The sequence below is a fragment of the Caulobacter sp. GW821-FHT11E11 genome (assembly GCF_058808315.1).
Genome location: NZ_JBXARO010000005.1, coordinates 48,637 through 67,299, shown reverse-complemented (window position 1 = coordinate 67,299; position 18,663 = coordinate 48,637). Strand labels below are relative to the sequence as shown.

Below are 18,663 nucleotides of genomic sequence, written 5' to 3'. Positions count from 1 at the left end.
GCTAGGGCAGCTTCCAGCCCAGGTCGGCGTGCGGCGCGTAAATGGCGTCCGGGGCCATGGCCAGCGAGTCGAAGCCGGGCGGAGCCAGGCTCCAGACGGCCAAGAAGGTCGCGATCGCCGCCGCTGGCAGGAACAGGTAGCCGACAAACTGGCGGCGGACGCTGGGCTCGGCCCGGCCCAGGAAGGTCACGCGCAGGATCAGCGGGTGCGTGCCCCAGCCACAGGCCAGGGGCGAGGCGACGCCCGAGCCGGAGACCTTCAGCAGGGCCTTGGCGTAGTCGCCTCGGATGTCGCCGCGCATGGCCAGGACCGTGGCGTCGCAGGCCAGCTCCTGGTCGACGCGCGCGAAGGCCGCGCCGAGGTGGATCGCGGGATTGCACCAGCCCAGCACGCGGCAATAGGCGACCACCAGATTGGCCAGCGGATCGCCCCGGCGAATGTGGGTGCGTTCGTGCAGCAGGATCAGTTCGCGCTCGCGGGCGGTGAAGCGGGTCTCGAAATCGGCCGGCAGCACTAGGCGCGGCCACAGGGCCCGCATGACGGCGGGGCCGGCTTGGCCACGCGCCGCGCGGCGCTGGAAAGCGCGTTCCTGCAGCAACATGAGGCCGGCCAGCAGCGCCGCTCCGATCATCCAGGCCGCCAGCACCTTCAGCGCCAGTTGATGGCCCAATGGCGCGGCGCCGCCGCTGATGCGCAGGGTCTCCGAGAGGCTGGGAAAGAGGCCGGCCACGGCGGCGACCGGCACGAGCGACCAGAGGCCATAGGCCAGGCGCGGCCCGAACAGCCAGCGGACCGGCAGGCGCAGCAGCAGGACGATGACCACGCCGATGGCGGCGGCGACCTGCACGCGCATCAGGGCCAGGACCAGCAGGTCGATCATCGCGGTCCTCCCCCTGCCGACGTGTCGGCTACTCGCCCTGCACCCAGGTGATCGCGCCGGTGTAGGGGTCCATCTGGGCGGCCATGCCGGGGCGCAGGTCGCTGGCGTCGGGGCCGCGGGGGGAGACGCTCCAGACGATGACCATGGCCATGATCGCCAGGAAGGTCATCGTGAGGAAGCCGGCGATGTCGCGGTGCAGGCTGGGCTCGCGCCGGTTCAGCAGCGACACGCGCAGGATCAGCGGATGGGTCGCCCAGCCGCAGGCCAGGGGCGAGGTGGCGACGCTCATCTGCGCCTTCATCAGGGTCTTGGCATAGTCGGCGCGGATGTCGCTGCGCAGGGCCACGACGGTGGCGTCGCAGGCCAGCTCCTGGTCGATGCGCACCAGGCGCGTGGCCAGGGCGATCATCGGGTTGCACCAGCCCAGCACGCCGGCCCCGGCGATGACCAGGTTGGCGATCGGGTCGCCGCGATTGATGTGGGTGCGCTCGTGCAGCGTGATCATCTCGCGCTCGCGGGCGTCGAAGCGTTCGGCGAAGTTGGACGGCAGCACCACGCGCGGCCACAGGGCGCCCATCACGGCCGGACCGGCCAGGCCTTGGTCGACCTTCTGCCGGAACAGACGCTCGCGCAGGACCAGGATGGCGGTGGCGATGGCGCAGCCGGCCAGCCACAGCAGGATCAGCTTGGACGCCCAGGCGCCCAGCGGCCGGGCGGGCGAGCCGAGGTCCATGGTCTCGGCCAGGCTGGGCAGGAAGGCGGCGGCGGCGGCGGCCGGCACGATGGCCCACAGGCCGTACGAGCGGCGCGGGCCGAACAGCTGGCGCGCGGATGGGCGCAACATGACGACCAGCAGCACGGCGGCCGCGGCGGCGATCTGGGCCCGGATCAGGGCGAGGGCGAAGAGCTCGGTCATTCTTGAGCAGTTCCTGGCCGTTTCCTCAGATGCGATGGTTACAACTGTAAATTCACACGTCAACCCGTCTGTGATCTGCCCGCGCCGGGCAGATCACAGATTCTTAGAGTGGGAGCGCGTTCGGGCGGCGAACCGCGCACACTTCGCCTAACGCGCTCCTGCTTGTCCGTGAACGCAACGCGGGTCACGGTGCCCCGCATGACTCAGCTCGCTGACCGCTTGGCCCCGTGCGGCCCGATCCTCGACACAAAGGCCGCAGAGCGGGCGTATGAGGCGATCGCCAAGCGGGCGGGCGAGGCCATGTCGGGCGTCGACGCCGCCTGGGCCGCCCTGGCCCCGGTCTTCGCCGCCTCGCCCTACCTGGCCGGCCTCGCTCGCCGCGACGGCCAGCGCTTGCCCAGGATCCTGGGCGGAGATCCGGGCCAAAACTTGACCATGATCCTGGACGCCGCGCGGGCCGTCGCCGCCGAGCCCGACTTCGAGACCGCGCGCAAGGCCTTGCGCGAGCTGAAGGCCGACCTGCACCTGTTGACGGCCCTATGCGACCTGGGCGGGGTCTGGGACCTGGACCAGGTGACCGGCGCCCTGACCTGCTTCGCCGACGCCGTATTGCACGCCGCCCTGGCCCAGGCCGTCCGCCAGGAGGTCGATCGCGGCGCGCTGACCCACGTGGGGGAGGGGGGGGACGGCCCCGCGCCGGGCCTGTTCTGCATCGCCATGGGCAAGCACGGCGCGTTCGAGCTGAACTATTCCAGCGACATCGACTTTTCGATCTTCTACGCGCCCGAGAAGCTGCAGGTCGCCGAGGGCGTCGAGCCCCAGGCCGTGGCGGTGCGCATCGCCAACCACCTGGGCCGGGTGCTGCAGGAGCGGACCGGCGACGGTTATGTCTTCCGCATCGACCTGCGCCTGCGTCCCGATCCGTCCTCGACCCCGCCCGCGATGCCGGTCGACGCGGCCATGGACTACTATGAGAGCGTCGGCCAGAACTGGGAGCGCGCTGCTCACATCAAGGCCCGGATCGCGGCCGGCGACGCGGCCGAGGGCGCGGCGTTCCTGGAAGGGCTGCAGCCCTTCATCTGGCGGCGCAACCTGGACTTCGCGGCCATCGCCGACATCCACTCGATCAAGCGCCAGATCCACACCTACAAGGTCGACGACCGCCTGACCGCCAAGGGCGCGGACCTCAAGCTGGGGCGGGGGGGGATCCGCGAGATCGAGTTCTTCGTCCAGACCCAGCAGCTGATCCTGGGCGGTCGCCAGCCGGACCTGCGCAGCCCGCGCACCCTGGACGCCATGCAGGCGCTGGCTGCCGCCGGCCACGTCACGGACGAGGACGCCGCCTGGCTGACCGACGCCTACAGGGCGCTGCGGGCGCTGGAGCACCGCGCCCAGATGATCGCTGACGACCAGACCCACAAACTCCCGGAGTCCGACGCCGAGCGGAAGAAGGTCGCCGCGCTCTGGAATCACGACAATCTGCGCACCTTCGACGCCGCCGTCGGCAAGATCCTGAAGGGCGTGAACCAGCGCTACGGACGCCTGTTCGCCGGCGAGGAGGAGCTGTCCTCGCGGTTCGGCAGCCTGGTGTTCACCGGCGTCGAGGACGATCCCGAGACCCTGGCCACCCTCAAGCGCATGGGCTTCTCCAGTCCCGAGCGGGTCGCCGCCACCATCCGCGGCTGGCACCACGGCCACATCGCCGCCACCCGCACCGAGCGCAGCCGCGAACTCTTCACCCGCCTGGCGCCGCGCCTGCTGGACGCGGCCAACGCCACGGGCGCGCCGGACCAGGCCTTCAACCGCTTCGCCGATTTCTTCGCGTCGCTGAGCTCGGGCGTGCAGATCCAGTCGCTGTTCCTGGCCCAGCCGCGCCTGTTCGAGCTGATCGTCGAAGTCATGGCCTTCGCCCCGCGCCTGGCCACGACCATGGCCAAGCGCCCCACGGCCCTGGACGCCCTGCTGGACCCCAGCTTCTTCGGCCCCATCGAGACCCCCGCCGTCGCCCCGTGGGACCCGGCCGATTTCGAGGGCGCGATGGACGCCGCCCGCCGACTGTTCCGCGACCAGAGCTTCCGCATCGGTGTGCGGGTGATGAGCGGCAGCGCCGACGCCCGCGACATCGGCCGCGCCTTCGCCGAACTGGGCGACCTGATCATCGGCGGCCTGGCCCCCGCCGCCCTCCTGGAGACCGAGCGCCTGGGCGGCGCTTTCCCTGGCCACGTCGCGGTGGTGGCGCTGGGCAAGGCGGGCTCGCGCGAGATGACCGCCAAGTCGGACCTGGACCTGATGACGCTCTACGCCGCCGACGACCCGGCGGGCCTGTCGGCGGTGAAGGAGTGGAGCGCAGACACCTTCTACGCCCGCTTCACCCAGCGCATGACCTCGGCCCTGTCGGCGCCGACGGGTGAGGGGACGCTGTACGAGGTCGACCTGAAGCTGCGTCCCTCGGGAACCAAGGGGCCGGTGGCGGTCAGCTTCGGGGCCTTCGAGGACTATTATGAGCGCGAGGCCGAGACCTGGGAGCTCCTGGCCCTGACCCGCGCCAGGGTGGTCTGGGCCAGCTCGCCCGAGTTCAAGGTGCGCGCCGAGGGCGCGATCGCCTCGGCCCTGCGCCGCGCCCGCGAGTGGAAGAAGACCGCCGCCGACGTCATCGACATGCGTGAACTGATGGAGCGCGAGCGGCCCGGCAAGGGCGACTGGGACCTGAAGCTGGAGCCCGGCGGCCTGGTCGACATCGAGTTCGCCGCTCAGTTCCTGCAACTGGCCCACGCGGCCAAGGGCGGCCCTCTACGCCAGAACACCGGCGAAGCCCTGGCGGCCCTGCGCGAGGCGGGCCTGGCCGACGACGGTGCGCTGGCCCGGCTGGAGGCCGCCTGGCGGCTGGAGCAGGACCTGTCCCAGCTGATCAAGGTCGCGCTGGAGGACGGCCTGGACGTCGAAGCCGAGCCCAAGGCCTTCAAGGCGCTGCTGGCCAAGGCGGGCCACGTCAGCCAGTTCAAGTCGCTGAAACCCAAGCTGGCCAAGGCGAAAGCTGAAGCGCGGGCGGCCTATGAAACGATCGTGAAGGCGCCGGGATAAATCCGACGACGGAATCGGTGCCTCTACGCGTTTCAGTCTCCATGGGACGGCTTCCAGCCTTTGGAGACCTGAAGACCGATGATCGTACGCATCCTGATCGCCGCTGGCGTGCTCGCCGTCGCGGCGCCGGCCCTGGCGCAGACCGCCGCGCCTAGCGCAGCGCCTCAGGGCATGACCCTGCAGCAGTTCCAGGCCTCGAACGGCGACAAGCTGTTCACGCGGCTGGACGCCAACAAGGACGGCAAGATCTCGCCCGACGAGTTCACCGCCTTCCGCAAGGAGAACCCCGAGGTCGACGCCAAGGCGACCAAGGCCGGCAAGCGCGGGCAGCGGGTGTTCGCCCGCTTCGACAAGGACAAGGACGGCTTCCTGTCGCGCACCGAGGCCGACGCCGTGCTGGCCTGGCGCTACAAGCGGATGGACGCCAATAACGACGGCATCCTGACGCTGGAGGAGTTGCAGGCCAAGAAGGGCAAGGCCAAGGTCGGGGTCTGATGACGACGTGCGCGGCGGGTTGAAGCTTGGCGTCCGACGGGAACGATCCCGACGAAACCTTGCTGGCGGGGGTAGGACGGGGCGACCCGACCGCCGTGCGCACCCTGCTGGACCGACGCCTGCCGCGTATCCTGGCCCTGGCCCGGCGCATGCTGAACGACTCCGGCGAGGCCGAGGACGTGGCCCAGGAGACCTTCCTGCGGGCCTGGAAACAAGCGCGGTCGTGGACGCCGGGCGGCGCGAAGTTCGACACCTGGCTGCATCGCGTGGCCCTGAACCTCTGCTACGACCACCTGCGCCGCCGGCGCGAGGTGGTGACCGATACGCCGCCCGAGCAGGTCGACACCGGTCCGGCGCCGGACGCCGGTCTGCTGCGGGCGGATCTTTCGAAGCGCGTCGAGGCGGCCCTGGCCGCTCTGCCGCCGCGCCAGCGCGAGGCGATCGTGCTTTGCCATCACCAGGGGCTGGGCAATATCGAAGCGGCGCAACTGATGGAAATCAGCGTCGAGGCGCTGGAAAGCCTGCTGGGGCGAGGGCGTCGGGCTCTCAAGGCCTCGCTGGCGGATCTGCAGGGGGCGGGCGTATGAAGGAGCTGTGGTCATGATGCGCTTCGAGAGGTTCGAGGACCTGGCCGAGACCTATGGCGGCGAGATCGCGCGCTGGCCGGAAGGCGAGCGCGAGGCCGCGCGCGCCTTGCTAGCCGCCTATCCCGAGCGCCTGAAGCCGGTGCTGGCCGGCGCGGCGCAGTTGGACCGCCTGCTGGACCTTACCCCCGCACAGGCCGTCGACGCCGCCCTGCTGGGCCGGCTGATCGCCGCCGCGCCGCAAGCGCGTAGCAGCGCCCGCCGCTGGATCGCTGGCCTGGGCGCGGCCCTGGGTCTGTCGGCCGCCGCCTTCGCGGGCGTGGCCGTCGGGGTCTTTGCCGGCCGGTCGACGCCGGTGGAGACGCCGGTCGCCGTGGCCGCCGAGCCTTTCGTCACGGCCGTCGACACCTCGGCCGACCTGCAGGACGCCATCGCGGAGCCCGCGGAACTATGACCGGCTCGCGTCCCTGGATGATCGGCCTGGCCGTCTCGGCGACGATCAACGTCTTCCTGGTCGGCGGGCTGGCGGGCATGGCCTATGCGCGCCTGACGACGCCGGCTCCAGCGCCGGTCCCAGCGCGGCCCGCCATCGTCGTCGCCAATCCGCCGCCCACGGTCCCGGCGCAAGCGCCGGTCGCGGTGAGCGAGGAAACGCCCAAGCCGCTCCGCCGTCCCAAGGCTCCTCCACCCGTCGCCGAGGATCTGCCGACCGTGGCCGCGCCGGCGGTCGAGCCCGTCGCCCCGCGCGCGATCCCGCCGCGCGCCTCGCTGATCTCGGTGGGCGACGCGCTGTCGCCGGAGAGCCGCCGGGCGTTCCGCAAGGCGCTGAACGAGACCAACAAGCGCAACAAGCCGCTGACCCAGCAGGCCCGCGCCGAACGGCAGGCCGCCCTGGCCGCCCTGGGCGCGCCGGGCTACGACGCCGCCGAGGTGGCGCGGCGACTGGCCTCGGCGCGCGCCCTGGACCAGCAGGCGCGCGGCAATGTCGAGGCGACGCTGGCCAGCTTCACCGCCTCGCTGACCCCCCAGGAGCGCGCGGCCCTGGCCGAGGGCTTGGCGTGGGTCTATGCGCCGCCGGCGGCGCGGCGCATGGAAGGGCCGAACTGATTTTTTGGCTCTGCGCGTAACCAAACGCTCCGCGCCGACGTATCTCTGGACGTAGCTTCGGAGCATCCCATGCTGATCCGCCACGCCGCCGACCTGACCGACAACGACGTCACCGACCACGGCCTGTACCTCAAGCGCCGAACGCTGATGGCGGGGCTGGCGGGCGCTGGCCTGTTCGGGGCGGCGGGGCAGGCCCAGGCGGGCCTGACCTTCGCCAAGGGGTTCTCGACCCAGGAGAAGGCGACCTCGAAAGAGGACATCACCAGCTACAACAACTTCTATGAGTTCGGCGTCGACAAGGGCGATCCGGCCGAGAACTCGGGCAAGTTCAAGCCGCGGCCCTGGACGGTCCGCATCGACGGCGCTTGCGAAGCCCCGCGCACGGTCGGCATCGAGGACCTGATCGGCGGCAACAAGCTGGAGGAGCGCATCTATCGCATGCGCTGCGTCGAGGGCTGGTCGATGGTCATCCCGTGGGTCGGCTTCCCGCTGAAGGACCTGATCGCCTCGGTCAAGCCGACCTCCAAGGCCAAGTACGTCGCCTTCGAGACGGTGATGCGGCCCTCGGAAATGCCCGGCCAGGGCTGGAACACCCTGGACTGGCCCTATCGTGAAGGCCTGCGCATCGACGAGGCCATGCATCCGCTGACCCTGATGGCCGTGGGCCTGTACGGCGACGTGCTGCCCAACCAGAACGGCGCGCCGCTGCGGCTGGTCGTGCCGTGGAAATATGGCTTCAAGGGCATCAAGTCGATCGTCCGCATCAGTCTGGTCGAGAAGCAGCCGGTCACCTCGTGGAACAAGCTGGCGGCCCGCGAGTACGGCTTCTTCGCCAACGTCAATCCGGCCGTCGACCACCCCCGCTGGTCGCAGGCCAGCGAGCGCCGCATCGGCGAGTTCCGCCGCCGCGAGACCCTGCCGTTCAACGGCTATGGCGAGTGGGTCGGCGACCTCTATCGCGGCATGGACCTGAAGCGGTTCTACTGATGGTCGCGGCTAAGAAGCGTCCTTCGAAGACGCGGGACAACATCGTCTACGCCCTGGTCTGGGCGGTCTGTTTCGCGCCGATCGTCTGGCTGGCCTGGAAAGGCTTCAACGGCGACCTGGGCGCCAATCCGATCGAGAAGCTGATCCGCCAGCTGGGTGTCTGGGGCCTGCGGTTGCTGCTGGTGGGCCTGGCCATCACGCCTGCCGCGCGGATCCTCAAGATGCCCAGGCTGGTGCGCTTCCGGCGGACTATCGGCCTGTTCGCCTTCAGCTACATCCTGCTGCATCTGGCCAGCTATATCGGCGTCGACCTGTTCTTCGACTGGGGCCAGCTGTGGAAGGACATCCTCAAGCGGCCCTTCATCACCCTGGGCATGCTGGCCTTTGTGCTGCTGATCCCGCTGGCGGTGACCTCGACCAATGGCTGGGTGATCCGCATGGGCCGCGCGGCCTGGAGCCGGTTGCACAAGCTGATCTACCTGATCGTGCCGCTGGGCGTCGTGCACTACTACCTGCTGGTCAAGGCCGACCACCGGCCGCCGCTGATCTATGGCGCGGTGTTCGTCCTGCTGATGGGCTGGCGGGTTTGGGAGGCCAGGCGGCAAACCGCCTCTAGACAACCATGAGGCGATAAAGCCTACTGCTCGCCTAAGGTCGAGGGCGGCATGGTCAGCGTCAAATCCCTGGGCGTCTCGGACGCCGAGCTCTTTCCGCCCGCGCCGGTCGTGGCAAACAAGAAGCGCTCGGCTCACGCCCATCACGCCGGTCACCGCGACCGTCTGCGCCAGCGGGCCAAGGCCGGCGGTTTCGTGGCCCTGCCGGACTACGAACTGCTGGAGCTCTATCTCTTCCGCACCTTCCCGCGTGGCGACGTCAAGCCGATCGCCAAGGCGCTGCTGGCCCGCTTCGGCTCGCTGGGCGCGGTGCTGGGGGCGACGATCGAGGAGCTGGCCACGGTCCCGGGCGTTGGCGAGACGGCGGCCATGGACATCAAGCTGCTGCACGAGGCTACCTTGCGGGCCGGCCGCGACAAGATCGTCAAGCGGCCGGTGATCTCGTCCTGGAGCGCCTTGCTCGGTTATGTCCGCGTCGCCCTGGCCAACGAGTCGCGCGAGCAGTTCCGCGTCCTGTTCCTCGACAAGAAGAACCAGCTGATCGCCGACGAGGTGATGAACCGCGGCACGGTCGACCACGCCCCGGTCTATCCGCGCGAGGTGATGCGGCGGGCGCTGGAGCTGTCGTCCAGCAACATCATCATCCTGCACAACCACCCGTCCGGCGACCCGACTCCGTCGCGGCCGGACATCGACATGACCAAGCAGATCGTCGAGGCTGGCAAGGCGCTGAAGATTGCCGTCCACGACCACCTGGTGGTCGGCCGCGAGGGCGTGGCCAGCTTCAAGGCCCTTGGCCTTATGTAGACTGGGTCTGATGTAGATCGGATCAGGACGAGAATTTTCTCATCAGGACGCCCGACGTCGGCTTGACGCCCTCCGTTGAAACCTTGAGCGTCGCGGCCTTGGTTTCGTTCGGAGTCTGCTCATGCGTCGCCTGCTCACCGTTCTGCTCGGATCCGCCGCCCTGCTGGGGGGCATGGCTCACGCTGCTGAAAAGAAGCCGCCAGAGAAGCCCGGTGAGGTCACCAAGGCGATCAAGACGCTGCACGACAGCTTCCTGGTCCTGGACACCCACCTTGACACGCCCGAGCACTTCGCCCGCCACGGCTGGTCGATGCTGGACGAGCACGGCGTCGCCAAGGACGGCAGCCAGGTGGATCTGCCGCGCATGAAGGCCGGCGGCCTGGATGGCGGCTTCTACGTGATCTACACCGGCCAGGGCGAGCTGACCGCCGAGGGCTATCGCAAGGCCCGCGACTTCGCCCTGGAGCGCGCGACCGAGATCCGCGAGATGGTCGCCGCCCACCCCGACCAGTTCGAACTGGCCTACACCGCCGAGGACGCCGCGCGGATCAACAAGGCGGGCAAGAGCTTCGTCTTCCAGAGCATCGAGAACTCCTGGCCGATCGGCGAGGACCTGACCCTGCTCCAGACCTTCTACGCCACCGGCGTGCGCATGGCCGGTCCGGTCCACTTCCGCAACAACCAGTTCGCCGACAGCTCGACCGATCCCAAGGGCAAGATCTGGAACGGCTATTCGCCGCTGGGCCTGCGCTGGTTGGCCGAGGCCAACCGCCTGGGCATCCTGGTCGATGTCAGCCACGCCAGCGACGACATCGTCGACCAGTCGGTGGCGATGTCCAAGGCGCCGATCATCGCCTCGCACTCGGGCGCCAAGGCGATCTTCGACCACCCGCGCAATCTGGATGACGCCCGCATCAAGAAGATCGCCGACAGCGGCGGCGCCATCTGCATCAACTCGGTCTATCTGCGCGCCAGCGCCGACAGCCCCGAGCGCAAGGCGGCTATGGAAGCCATCGGCCGCCCGCCGCGCGACGAGGGCAGCCAGGCCGAGATCGTGGCGTGGATGGCCAAGAAGGTGGCGGTCGACAAGCAATACCCGCCGGTGCGCGCCAACTTCGACACCTTCATGGCCAGCATGCTGCACACCCTGAAGATCGCAGGCCCCAAGGGCGTCTGCGTCGGCGCCGACTGGGACGGCGGCGGCGGCGTCGAAGGCTTCGAGGACGTGGCCGACCTGCCCAAGATCACGGCGCGGCTGAAGGCCGAGGGCTATAGCGACGCCGACATCCAGGCGATCTGGAGCGGCAACGTGCTGCGCCTGGTCGCGGGCGCGCAGGCCTACGCCAAGAGCGTGGCGGCGAAGTAGAAGAACAGACGGCGGATGCTCCCAGAAGGAGCGTCCGCCTTGTCCTGATTAAGCGCCCAGGATCGCCGGCTGGAACAGCCCGGTCGGTGAGGCGGTGAACACCTCGTAGCCGTCCTCGGTCACGCCGATCGAGTGCTCGCACTGGGCCGACAGCGACTTGTCGCGGGTCACGGCGGTCCAGCCGTCGTTCAGCACCTTCACGGCCGGCTTGCCCAGGTTCACCATCGGCTCGACGGTGAAGAACATGCCTGGCTTCAGCACCGCGCCTTGGCCAGGGCGGCCAAAGTGCAGGATGTTCGGGGCGTCGTGGAACACCTTGCCCAGGCCGTGGCCGCAGAAGTCGCGGACGACCGAGCAGCGCTGAGCCTCGACGTAGCTCTGGATGGCGTGGCCGATGTCGCCCAGCGTGGCGCCCGGCTTCACGGCGTCCAGGCCGCGCTTCATGCCCTCATAGGTGATCTCGACCAGGCGGCGGGCGCGTGGGCCCACTTCGCCGACGCCGTACATGCGCGAGGTGTCGCCGTGCCAGCCGTCGACGATGGCGGTGACGTCGATATTGACGATGTCGCCTTCCTTCAGGTTCCAGTCGCCCGGGATGCCGTGGCAGACCACGTGGTTGCGCGAGATGCAGACCGTCTTGGGGTAGCCGCGATAGTACAGGCAGGCGGGCAGGGCGCCGTGGTCCAGGATGAACTCGCGGGCCAAGCGGTCCAGCTCGTCGGACGAGACGCCCGGCTGCACGTGGGGGACCAGCATGTCCAGGCACTCGGCGGCCAGCTTGCCGGCCTTGCGCATGCCCTCGAAGTCTTCCGGCTTGTGGATCTTGATCTGGCCCGTGCGGGTCTCGGCTTCGATCTCGAGGGCGTTGTCCAAGGTCATGCTCTACTCAGCGGTCGCTGCCGCACGTGGGGCGGCGATCAGGCGGGAAGGGGCGTATCTGCTGATCCTAGCACGGATTTCAAGCCCTTGCCCGGTTTCAAACGCCTATCGGGCCGGGTTGATGCGTCGCACCGTGTCCGTCGCCGGACGAATTTCCTTGATGAAGGTCGCGTCCAGGGCCGTCGGCTTGTCGCGGCGCACATGACAGACGCCCTTGTAGCGCGTGACGCGGCCGGTCGGCTTCTCGGTGACGTCGGCGGTGAAGCTGACGTCCCACTCGCCCGGCTTGCCGGCGGGGTTGGGCTTCATGTCGTTGGAATTGACGTCGCCGATCTCCTTCAGGCCGAAGCGGCTCTCCAGCTTGTCGGTGCAGGCCTTGAACGCGAACACGGCCCGCAGGCCTGTCATGAAGCCGTTCTCGGGCTTGCTCGGATCGGTCCGCCCACAGCCCGACACCGCCAGCGCCAGTACGACGAGCGCCAGTACGGTCCTCTTCATGCGATCCCCTCAATCCGCGAGCCTCTGGCCGCGAGCCGGGCGAATGGGTAACTGAAGGCGCGACGATTGCAGCTTAAATCGCCGTTAGGTGAGCGTTGGTCCACAGGATGCGGCGGTCGACGCGGATCGTTTCAGTGCTCATCGCGCAGGCATAGACCAGCACCTCCACGCCGGCCTTGGCCGCCGCGTCCAGGCCCGCCGTGAATTTCGGGTCCAAGTCGGCGCAGGCGCTGAAGGTCTCGCAGTCCTCGCGCTGGACGATGAACAGCGCTACGGCGCGGTGGCCCTCGGCCACCTGGGCGGCAAGGTCGCTGAGGTGGCGGGTGGAGCGGTCGGCCTTGCAGTCGGGAAACTCGGCCAGGCCGAGCGTGCGGGAGAAGTGGCAGTTCTTGACCTCCAGCCAGCACGGCGGGCGGTCCGGGTGGGTCAGCAGGAAGTCGACGCGGCTGGCCTCGGCGTATTTCACCTCGGGCTTGATGGTTGCGTACCCGGTGAGCTCGGGGATCCAGTCGTTGGCCAGGGCTTCGGCGACCAGCCTGTTGGGCAGCAGGGTGTTGATGCCGACCAGGGCGTTGCCTTGCTCGACGCATTGCAGGGTCCAGGCCAGCTTGCGTTTGGGATCGTCCGACCACGACACCCAGGCGCCCTGGCCGGCGTCGCGCACGCCCAGCATCGCGCCGGGATTGGGGCAGTGGGCGGTGATCTCGCGCCCGTCGTCCAGCACGAGGTCGGCGAAGAACCGCTTGTAGCGGCTGACGAGGCGGCCATGAACGAGCGGTTGCGGGAGCAGCATGCGGAGCCTAAGTCGGGAGCGTAAGACCGAAGCGACATAAGGGATCGACGCGATGACCACCAGCGAGCGCGTGACGGCCGCCGTCATGATCATCGGCGACGAGATCCTGTCAGGCCGGACCCAGGACGTGAACCTGTCGGCCATCGCCCGGTACCTGGCGACCTACGGCGTGGACCTGTGCGAGGCCCGCGTGGTGTCGGATGTCGAGCAGGACATCGTCGACGCGGTCAACGCGCTGCGGACCCGCTACGACTACGTCATCACCACCGGCGGCATCGGTCCGACCCACGACGACATCACCGCCGACTCGATCGCCAAGGCGTTTGGCGTCACCGCGCCCGAGCATCCCGAGATCATGGCCATGCTGCGCGAGCGCTGGGGCGAGCCCAACGCCGCCCGCCGCCGCATGGCGCACGTGCCCGAAGGCGGCAGCCTGGTGAAGAACCCGGTGCAGGGCCCGCCCGGCTTCCTGAAGGACAATGTCTTCGTGCTGGCGGGCGTGCCGGCGATCATGCGCGGCATGCTCGAGGACGTCGGTCCCCGCCTGCGCACCGGCGCTGTGGTGCTGAACAAGACCGTGCGGGTCACCGGCACGGGCGAGGGCACGATCGCCGCGCCGCTGGAAGCGGTGGCGAAAGCCCATCCGGACATGTCGCTGGGCAGCTATCCGTTCTTCAGCCCGCCGGACGTCTACGGCGCCAACCTGGTGCTGCGCGGGCGCGATGCGGCGGAGCTGGACGCGGCCGTGGCCGAGCTGATCACGGCGCTGACGGAAGCGGGCGCCAACAACATCGAGCTGCTGGCCGACCCCGCGTAATTCAGATCACTCGTCGCCGGCGACCGCACGGGCCAGGTCGACCAGGTGCTTGCGCATGCCGGTCGACTTGATGGCGGTGAAGGCGCGGGCCAGTTCGGGGGCGCCGGGCAGGGACCAGAAGTCGGCCATCTCGTTGGCGAGATCGGCGGCGGTGGTGTCCGTGCCTTCCGGATCGTCCAGGCCTTCGAAGAAGAAGCCGATCGGCGTCTTCAGGAACATCGCCGTCGCCTGCAGCTTGCTGGCGCTGATGCGGTTCGAACCGCCCTCGTACTTCTGCACCTGCTGGAAGGTCAGGCCCAGGGCGTCGGCCAGGGCCTGTTGGGAGTAGCCCAGGTCCTTGCGGCGCATACGGAGGCGGCGGCCGACATGAATGTCGACGGGATCGGGGGTCTTGTCTTCAGCCATGTCAGATACTCGAACGCGACGGGTGGGGAGGCAACTCATCGAGCCGTCGCGCGAGACCGATCGCCTGCGTGACGCGGGCGCGATCGTGGCGGGAGTCGAAGCGTCAAGAAACGTTTATTCCTCGACGGAACGTTTATTCCCGAATGACGAGAAGTATTGCGGCGTCTGCCTCGCAGGTGGACCGCGGGATTCTTAGTCTTGGTAGGGACGGTGGGACTCGAACCCACACGGATTGCTCCAACGGATTTTAAGTCCGGCGCGTCTACCGATTCCGCCACGTCCCCATGTCCTCGACCCCATAAGCCATCGGCTCGCCGGGGTCGAGGAGGGACGGTGGTATCAAGGTTAGCGACCGGCGCGGGCCTGACGGTCCAGGGCGCGGGCCTGTGCGTCGGTGACCTCGGCGTCGCCGTTGCCGCCGATCGTGGCCGAGACGTTGGTCGCCGCCTCGCCGGCCGCCACCGCGCCCGAGCGGCGGGCCGCGCCGTTCTGCAGCCAGTCGATGTAGAGCAGGCGGTCGGCCGAGGTCATGCCGACGTCGAAGTTGCGGCTGCGCCAGCCTTGCTCCATGCCGACGCCTTCGCCTTCGTTGGCGAGGGTCTGATAGTAGTTCTTGGCCGTCTCGATGCGGCCGGTGCGCTGATAGCCGGTGGCCAGGTTGAAGCGGTTGGGAATGGTCGGGGCTTCGGCCACGACGCGCTTCTGCAGGTTGGTGGCGATCCAGTTGTTATTGGCCGCGAACTCGTACTGGGCCTTGTCGGACAAGGTCTGGCCGCTGGACTGGGCCAGGGCGGACGAAGCGGCGCCAATGGCGAGCGTGCCAATTGCGGCCGAAATAAGAATAGCTTTGCTATTGGTCATGGATAAGTCTCCGTAGGGTCGCTGTTTCGGGGAGGATTGGCGATCGACTTGTTGAAGCGGAACTGGAGAGTTAGCGAACTTCTTCTGTGTCGGTTCCTCGACGATCTTACAATTTACACGGCAGAGCTTTGATTGATCGCCTCGGCGCAAGAGGGCTCGACCCTTTCCTGGGCCGTGCTAGCGTCACCGTGCTCAATTTGGATGGGGACGGATCACATGGGTAAGGGGATCGAGGCGGCGGTCGCGGCGGCAGTGCTGCTGGGCGCTGGCGCGGCCAGCGCCGCGCAGGTGGAGGCGGTCAGCGCCGCCCGCCTGCTGGACGTGGCGACCGGCAAATATGTCGACAATCCGCTGGTGATCGTCACCGATGGCCGCATCACCAGCATCGGCAAGAAGGGTGACCCGATTCCGGCCGGGGCCAAGGTCACGGACCTGCCGGGCGCGACCCTGCTGCCGGGCCTGATCGACATGCACACGCACATCGACGGCCTGGCCGAGATCGGCGGCTATAATAGCCTGGAATACAGTGACCGCTTCTGGAGCGTGGTCCAGGTGGCAAACGCCAAGAAGACCCTGGACGCCGGCTTCACCACCATCCGCAACGTCGGCTCGGCCGACTTCGACGACGTGGGCCTGCGCGAGGCGATCGATGCCGGCTACGTGGTTGGCCCGCGCATCGTCACGGCGACCTATGCGATCGGCGCGACCGGCGGCCACTGCGACTCGACCTTCTTCCCGCCGTCGATGGACGAGAAGAGTCCCTACAACATCGACAGCCCGGAAGAGGCCCGCAAGGTCGTCCGGACGCTGAAGAAGTACGGCGCCCAGGTGATCAAGATCTGCGCGACGGGCGGCGTCTTCTCGCGCGGCGACGAGCCGGGCCAGCAGCAGCTGACGCAGGAAGAGATGCACGCCGTGGCCGACGAGGCCCACATGGCCGGCCTGAAGGTCGCCGCCCACGCCCACGGGGCCAGCGGCATCCGCGAGGCCATCAAGGCCGGCATCGACACCATCGAGCACGTCAGCCTGGTCGACGACGAGGGCATCAAGCTGGCGATCCAGCACGGGACCTACTTCTCGATGGACATCTACAACACCGACTACACCCAGGCCGAGGGCAAGAAGAACGGCGTGCTGGAAGACAACCTGCGCAAGGACCGCGATATCGGCGAAATCCAGCGCCAGAACTTCAAGAAGGCGCTGAAGGCCGGGGTGAAGATGATCTACGGCACCGACGCCGGGGTCTATCCGCACGGCGACAACGCCAGGCAGTTCGCGGTCATGGTCCGCTACGGCGCGACCCCGCTGCAGGCGATCCAGGCCGCGACCGTCACCGCCGCCGAGGCCCTGGGCCAGACCAAGGACGTCGGCCAGGTCGCCGTCGGGCGCTTCGGCGACATCATCGCGGTGTCGGGCGATCCGCTGGCCGATGTGACGACGCTGGAAAAGCCGGTGTTCGTGATGAAGGGCGGCGCGGTGGTGAAGCAGCCCTGATACCCGCCGGCCTCGACTAACGGACGGGGAGCGCCTAGATGCAGCGCTCCCCATTCACAGGACCTTCGACGTGATCGCCTTCGAGGCTGTTTCCAAGACCTATTCGACAGGCGGCCATGCCGCGCTGAGCGAGGTCTCGCTGTCGGTGAAGGCCGGCGAGGTGTTCGGCGTGATCGGCGCTTCGGGCGCGGGCAAGTCGACCCTGATCCGGCTGATCAACGGCCTGGAGACGCCGACCGGTGGCCGCGTGGTGGTCGACGGCGACGACGTGGCGGCCCTGGGCGTCGACGGCCTGCGGGCCCTGCGCCGCCGCGTCGGGATGATCTTCCAGCACTTCAACCTGCTGTCGGGCAAGACCGTCGCCCAGAACGTCGCCTTCCCCCTGAAGCTGGCCGGGCGTCCGGCCGCCGAGGTCAAGGCGCGCACGGCCGAGCTGCTGGACCGCGTCGGTCTCTCGGACCATGCCAACAAGTTTCCGGCCCAGCTGTCGGGCGGCCAGAAGCAGCGGGTCGGCATCGCCCGGGCGTTGGCCACGGGTCCCAAGATCCTGCTGTGCGACGAGGCCACCAGCGCGCTGGATCCCGAGACGACAGAGCAGATCCTGGACCTGGTCTCGGGCCTGAACCGCGAACTTGGTTTGACCATCGTGCTGATCACCCACGAGATGGACGTGGTCCGCCGCGTCTGCGACCGCGTCGCCGTGCTGGAAGCCGGCCGGGTCGTGGAGGAGGGCGCCGTCGAGGACGTCTTTCTGCATCCGACCAGCGACACGGCCCGCCGCTTCGTGCGCGAGGCCGATGGCGAGGTCTCGGCCTCCGGCGTCGACGGTCGCCTAGTGCGCCTGACCTTCCGGGGCGAGGCGACCTACAAGCCGGTGCTGGGCGAGGTCGCCCGCACCACCGGAGTCGACTATTCGATCCTGGGCGGGCGCATCCATCGTCTGCGCGAGACGCCCTACGGCCAGCTGACCCTGGCCCTGACCGGCGGCGACGTGACGGCCGCGATCGCCAAGTTCAAGGAAGCCGGCGTCCGGGTCGAGGATCTGAGCGGGGAGACCGCCTGATGGAAAACATCGACTGGTCGGAAATCGGCCAAGCCACGCTCGACACCCTGGCCATGCTGGGCGGCTCGATGGTGCTGACCATCGCCCTGGGCCTGCCGCTGGGCGTGATCCTGTTCCTGACCGGCAAGGGCCAGATGCTGGAGAACCGCGCCGCCAACGGCCTGCTGTCGCTGCTGGTCAACGTGCTGCGCTCGGTGCCGTTCGTGATCCTGCTGATCGTGATGATCCCGCTGACCGTCGCCCTGGTCGGCACCTCGCTGGGCGTGGCCGGGGCCATCCCGCCGCTGGTCGTGGGCGCCGCGCCGTTCTTCGCGCGCCTTGTCGAGACGGCCCTGCGCGAGGTCGACAAGGGCGTGATCGAGGCCAGCTTCGCCATGGGCGCCAAGCGGCGGCAGGTGGTGCTGGGCGCGTTGCTGCCCGAGGCTCTGCCGGGCCTGGTCGCGGCCGCGACCGTGACCGCTGTGGCCCTGGTGTCCTACACCGCCATGGCCGGCGTGGTCGGCGCGGGCGGGCTGGGGGATCTCGCCATCCGCTTCGGCTACCAGCGCTTCCAGACCGACGTCATGATCGTGACCGTCGTGCTGATGCTGGTGCTGGTGCAGGTTCTGCAAATGATCGGCGACGCGGTGGTGCGCCGCGTCTCGCACAAATAGAGCTAGAGATGACCGACGATATCGATCAAGGCGACCAGCACTGGGACGCCGCCTTCGCCGAGACCCTGATCGGCAAGACCCTGCTGATGAACCTGACGTTCCTGGATGACGATGGCGACGTGGTCGAGCGCCAGCAGTTCTTCGGCGTGGTCATCGACGCCACCGAGGCCGAGGGCATCGTGATGGACCTCTTGGGCGAGCACGACGGCGACACTTACACCCTGCCGCCCCAGACCTCGGCCATCGCGCCGGCCGAGGCGGGTGTGACCACGCTGTCGGGCGACAAGCCCGACTTCGTCGCCAATTGGGCCATCCACGGCGATCCGGACGTGCCGGAAGCCGCCAACGACGAAGACTAGGTTT

Annotated in this window: 21 protein-coding genes and 1 tRNA gene; 14 read left to right on the top strand and 8 right to left on the bottom strand. The window is 68.7% G+C overall.

The genetic code is table 11. The annotated features are described in order from the left end of the window. Position 1: 1 nt before the first annotated feature. A complete protein-coding gene (locus tag AC1RR5_RS13530; RefSeq protein ID WP_492922170.1) occupies positions 2-880 on the bottom strand; it encodes a M56 family metallopeptidase in 879 nt (292 codons plus the stop codon). Between the two features lie 28 nt (positions 881-908). After that, positions 909-1,796: a M56 family metallopeptidase gene (locus tag AC1RR5_RS13525; RefSeq protein WP_492922169.1), complete on the bottom strand. Its 888-nt coding sequence runs from the start codon at positions 1,794-1,796 to the stop codon at positions 909-911. Positions 1,797-1,994: 198 nt separating this feature from the next. Here AC1RR5_RS13525 and AC1RR5_RS13520 point away from each other — a divergent pair, with 198 nt between their 5' ends. The 9 genes from AC1RR5_RS13520 to AC1RR5_RS13480 all read left to right on the top strand — a co-directional run bounded on the left by AC1RR5_RS13520 (position 1,995) and on the right by AC1RR5_RS13480 (position 10,837). Beyond that, positions 1,995-4,877 carry a bifunctional [glutamine synthetase] adenylyltransferase/[glutamine synthetase]-adenylyl-L-tyrosine phosphorylase gene (locus AC1RR5_RS13520; protein ID WP_492922168.1) on the top strand — a complete coding sequence of 961 codons (2,883 nt, stop codon included), beginning with the start codon at positions 1,995-1,997 and terminating at the stop codon, positions 4,875-4,877. A gap of 78 nt (positions 4,878-4,955) precedes the next feature. After that, positions 4,956-5,372 (top strand): EF-hand domain-containing protein, encoded by a 417-nt coding sequence (locus AC1RR5_RS13515; RefSeq protein ID WP_492922167.1) that lies wholly within the window; start codon positions 4,956-4,958, stop codon positions 5,370-5,372. Positions 5,373-5,398: 26 nt separating this feature from the next. Continuing rightward, complete coding sequence (locus AC1RR5_RS13510; protein WP_492922166.1) at positions 5,399-5,959, top strand: RNA polymerase sigma factor; 561 nt, start codon at positions 5,399-5,401, stop codon at positions 5,957-5,959. Positions 5,960-5,972: 13 nt separating this feature from the next. Beyond that, positions 5,973-6,410, top strand: a complete 438-nt coding sequence (locus AC1RR5_RS13505; protein WP_492922165.1) for a hypothetical protein — start codon at positions 5,973-5,975, stop codon at positions 6,408-6,410. Continuing rightward, positions 6,407-7,063, top strand: a complete 657-nt coding sequence (locus tag AC1RR5_RS13500) for a periplasmic heavy metal sensor (RefSeq protein ID WP_492922164.1) — start codon at positions 6,407-6,409, stop codon at positions 7,061-7,063. The genes AC1RR5_RS13505 and AC1RR5_RS13500 overlap by 4 nt, the downstream gene beginning before the upstream one ends. 69 nt (positions 7,064-7,132) lie before the next feature. Next, a complete protein-coding gene (msrP, locus tag AC1RR5_RS13495; protein WP_492922163.1) occupies positions 7,133-8,050 on the top strand; it encodes a protein-methionine-sulfoxide reductase catalytic subunit MsrP in 918 nt (305 codons plus the stop codon). Beyond that, positions 8,050-8,676 carry a protein-methionine-sulfoxide reductase heme-binding subunit MsrQ gene (gene msrQ / locus AC1RR5_RS13490; RefSeq protein ID WP_492922162.1) on the top strand — a complete coding sequence of 209 codons (627 nt, stop codon included), beginning with the start codon at positions 8,050-8,052 and terminating at the stop codon, positions 8,674-8,676. Before msrP ends, msrQ begins: the two co-directional genes overlap by 1 nt. A gap of 39 nt (positions 8,677-8,715) precedes the next feature. Continuing rightward, positions 8,716-9,471: a RadC family protein gene (gene radC, locus AC1RR5_RS13485; protein WP_492922161.1), complete on the top strand. Its 756-nt coding sequence runs from the start codon at positions 8,716-8,718 to the stop codon at positions 9,469-9,471. A 121-nt stretch (positions 9,472-9,592) separates the two neighbouring features. Further along, entirely contained in the window at positions 9,593-10,837 is a 1,245-nt protein-coding gene (locus AC1RR5_RS13480; protein WP_492922160.1) for a dipeptidase, read from the top strand. A 48-nt stretch (positions 10,838-10,885) separates the two neighbouring features. Here the strand turns inward: AC1RR5_RS13480 and map are convergent, their stop codons facing one another. The 3 genes from map to sfsA form a co-directional block, all read right to left on the bottom strand. Beyond that, positions 10,886-11,716, bottom strand: a complete 831-nt coding sequence (gene map / locus AC1RR5_RS13475; protein WP_492922159.1) for a type I methionyl aminopeptidase — start codon at positions 11,714-11,716, stop codon at positions 10,886-10,888. A 105-nt stretch (positions 11,717-11,821) separates the two neighbouring features. After that, entirely contained in the window at positions 11,822-12,214 is a 393-nt protein-coding gene (locus AC1RR5_RS13470) for a hypothetical protein (protein ID WP_492922158.1), read from the bottom strand. Positions 12,215-12,287: 73 nt separating this feature from the next. Further along, positions 12,288-13,007 carry a DNA/RNA nuclease SfsA gene (gene sfsA, locus AC1RR5_RS13465; protein ID WP_492922157.1) on the bottom strand — a complete coding sequence of 240 codons (720 nt, stop codon included), beginning with the start codon at positions 13,005-13,007 and terminating at the stop codon, positions 12,288-12,290. Between the two features lie 52 nt (positions 13,008-13,059). On the opposite strand from sfsA, the gene AC1RR5_RS13460 reads away from it, so the two are divergent. Continuing rightward, positions 13,060-13,824: a competence/damage-inducible protein A gene (locus AC1RR5_RS13460; protein WP_492922156.1), complete on the top strand. Its 765-nt coding sequence runs from the start codon at positions 13,060-13,062 to the stop codon at positions 13,822-13,824. 6 nt (positions 13,825-13,830) lie between these two features. Here AC1RR5_RS13460 and AC1RR5_RS13455 read toward each other — a convergent pair whose 3' ends face one another. The 3 genes from AC1RR5_RS13455 to AC1RR5_RS13445 all read right to left on the bottom strand — a co-directional run bounded on the left by AC1RR5_RS13455 (position 13,831) and on the right by AC1RR5_RS13445 (position 15,090). Then, positions 13,831-14,229 (bottom strand): helix-turn-helix domain-containing protein, encoded by a 399-nt coding sequence (locus AC1RR5_RS13455; protein ID WP_492922155.1) that lies wholly within the window; start codon positions 14,227-14,229, stop codon positions 13,831-13,833. Positions 14,230-14,428: 199 nt separating this feature from the next. Beyond that, positions 14,429-14,513, bottom strand: a tRNA-Leu gene (locus tag AC1RR5_RS13450). A gap of 61 nt (positions 14,514-14,574) precedes the next feature. Further along, complete coding sequence (locus tag AC1RR5_RS13445) at positions 14,575-15,090, bottom strand: hypothetical protein (RefSeq protein WP_492922154.1); 516 nt, start codon at positions 15,088-15,090, stop codon at positions 14,575-14,577. Positions 15,091-15,291: 201 nt separating this feature from the next. On the opposite strand from AC1RR5_RS13445, the gene AC1RR5_RS13440 reads away from it, so the two are divergent. The 4 genes from AC1RR5_RS13440 (at position 15,292) to AC1RR5_RS13425 (ending at position 18,659) form a co-directional block, all read left to right on the top strand. Continuing rightward, positions 15,292-16,584 carry a Xaa-Pro dipeptidase gene (locus tag AC1RR5_RS13440; RefSeq protein ID WP_492922153.1) on the top strand — a complete coding sequence of 431 codons (1,293 nt, stop codon included), beginning with the start codon at positions 15,292-15,294 and terminating at the stop codon, positions 16,582-16,584. Positions 16,585-16,654: 70 nt separating this feature from the next. Next, positions 16,655-17,647, top strand: a complete 993-nt coding sequence (locus AC1RR5_RS13435; RefSeq protein ID WP_492922152.1) for a methionine ABC transporter ATP-binding protein — start codon at positions 16,655-16,657, stop codon at positions 17,645-17,647. Beyond that, entirely contained in the window at positions 17,647-18,300 is a 654-nt protein-coding gene (locus tag AC1RR5_RS13430) for a methionine ABC transporter permease (RefSeq protein ID WP_492922151.1), read from the top strand. Before AC1RR5_RS13435 ends, AC1RR5_RS13430 begins: the two co-directional genes overlap by 1 nt. 8 nt (positions 18,301-18,308) lie before the next feature. Beyond that, the gene (locus tag AC1RR5_RS13425) at positions 18,309-18,659 is read left to right on the top strand and encodes a hypothetical protein (protein WP_492922150.1); all 351 of its coding nucleotides are present in this window, start codon (positions 18,309-18,311) and stop codon (positions 18,657-18,659) included. Positions 18,660-18,663 lie beyond the last annotated feature (4 nt).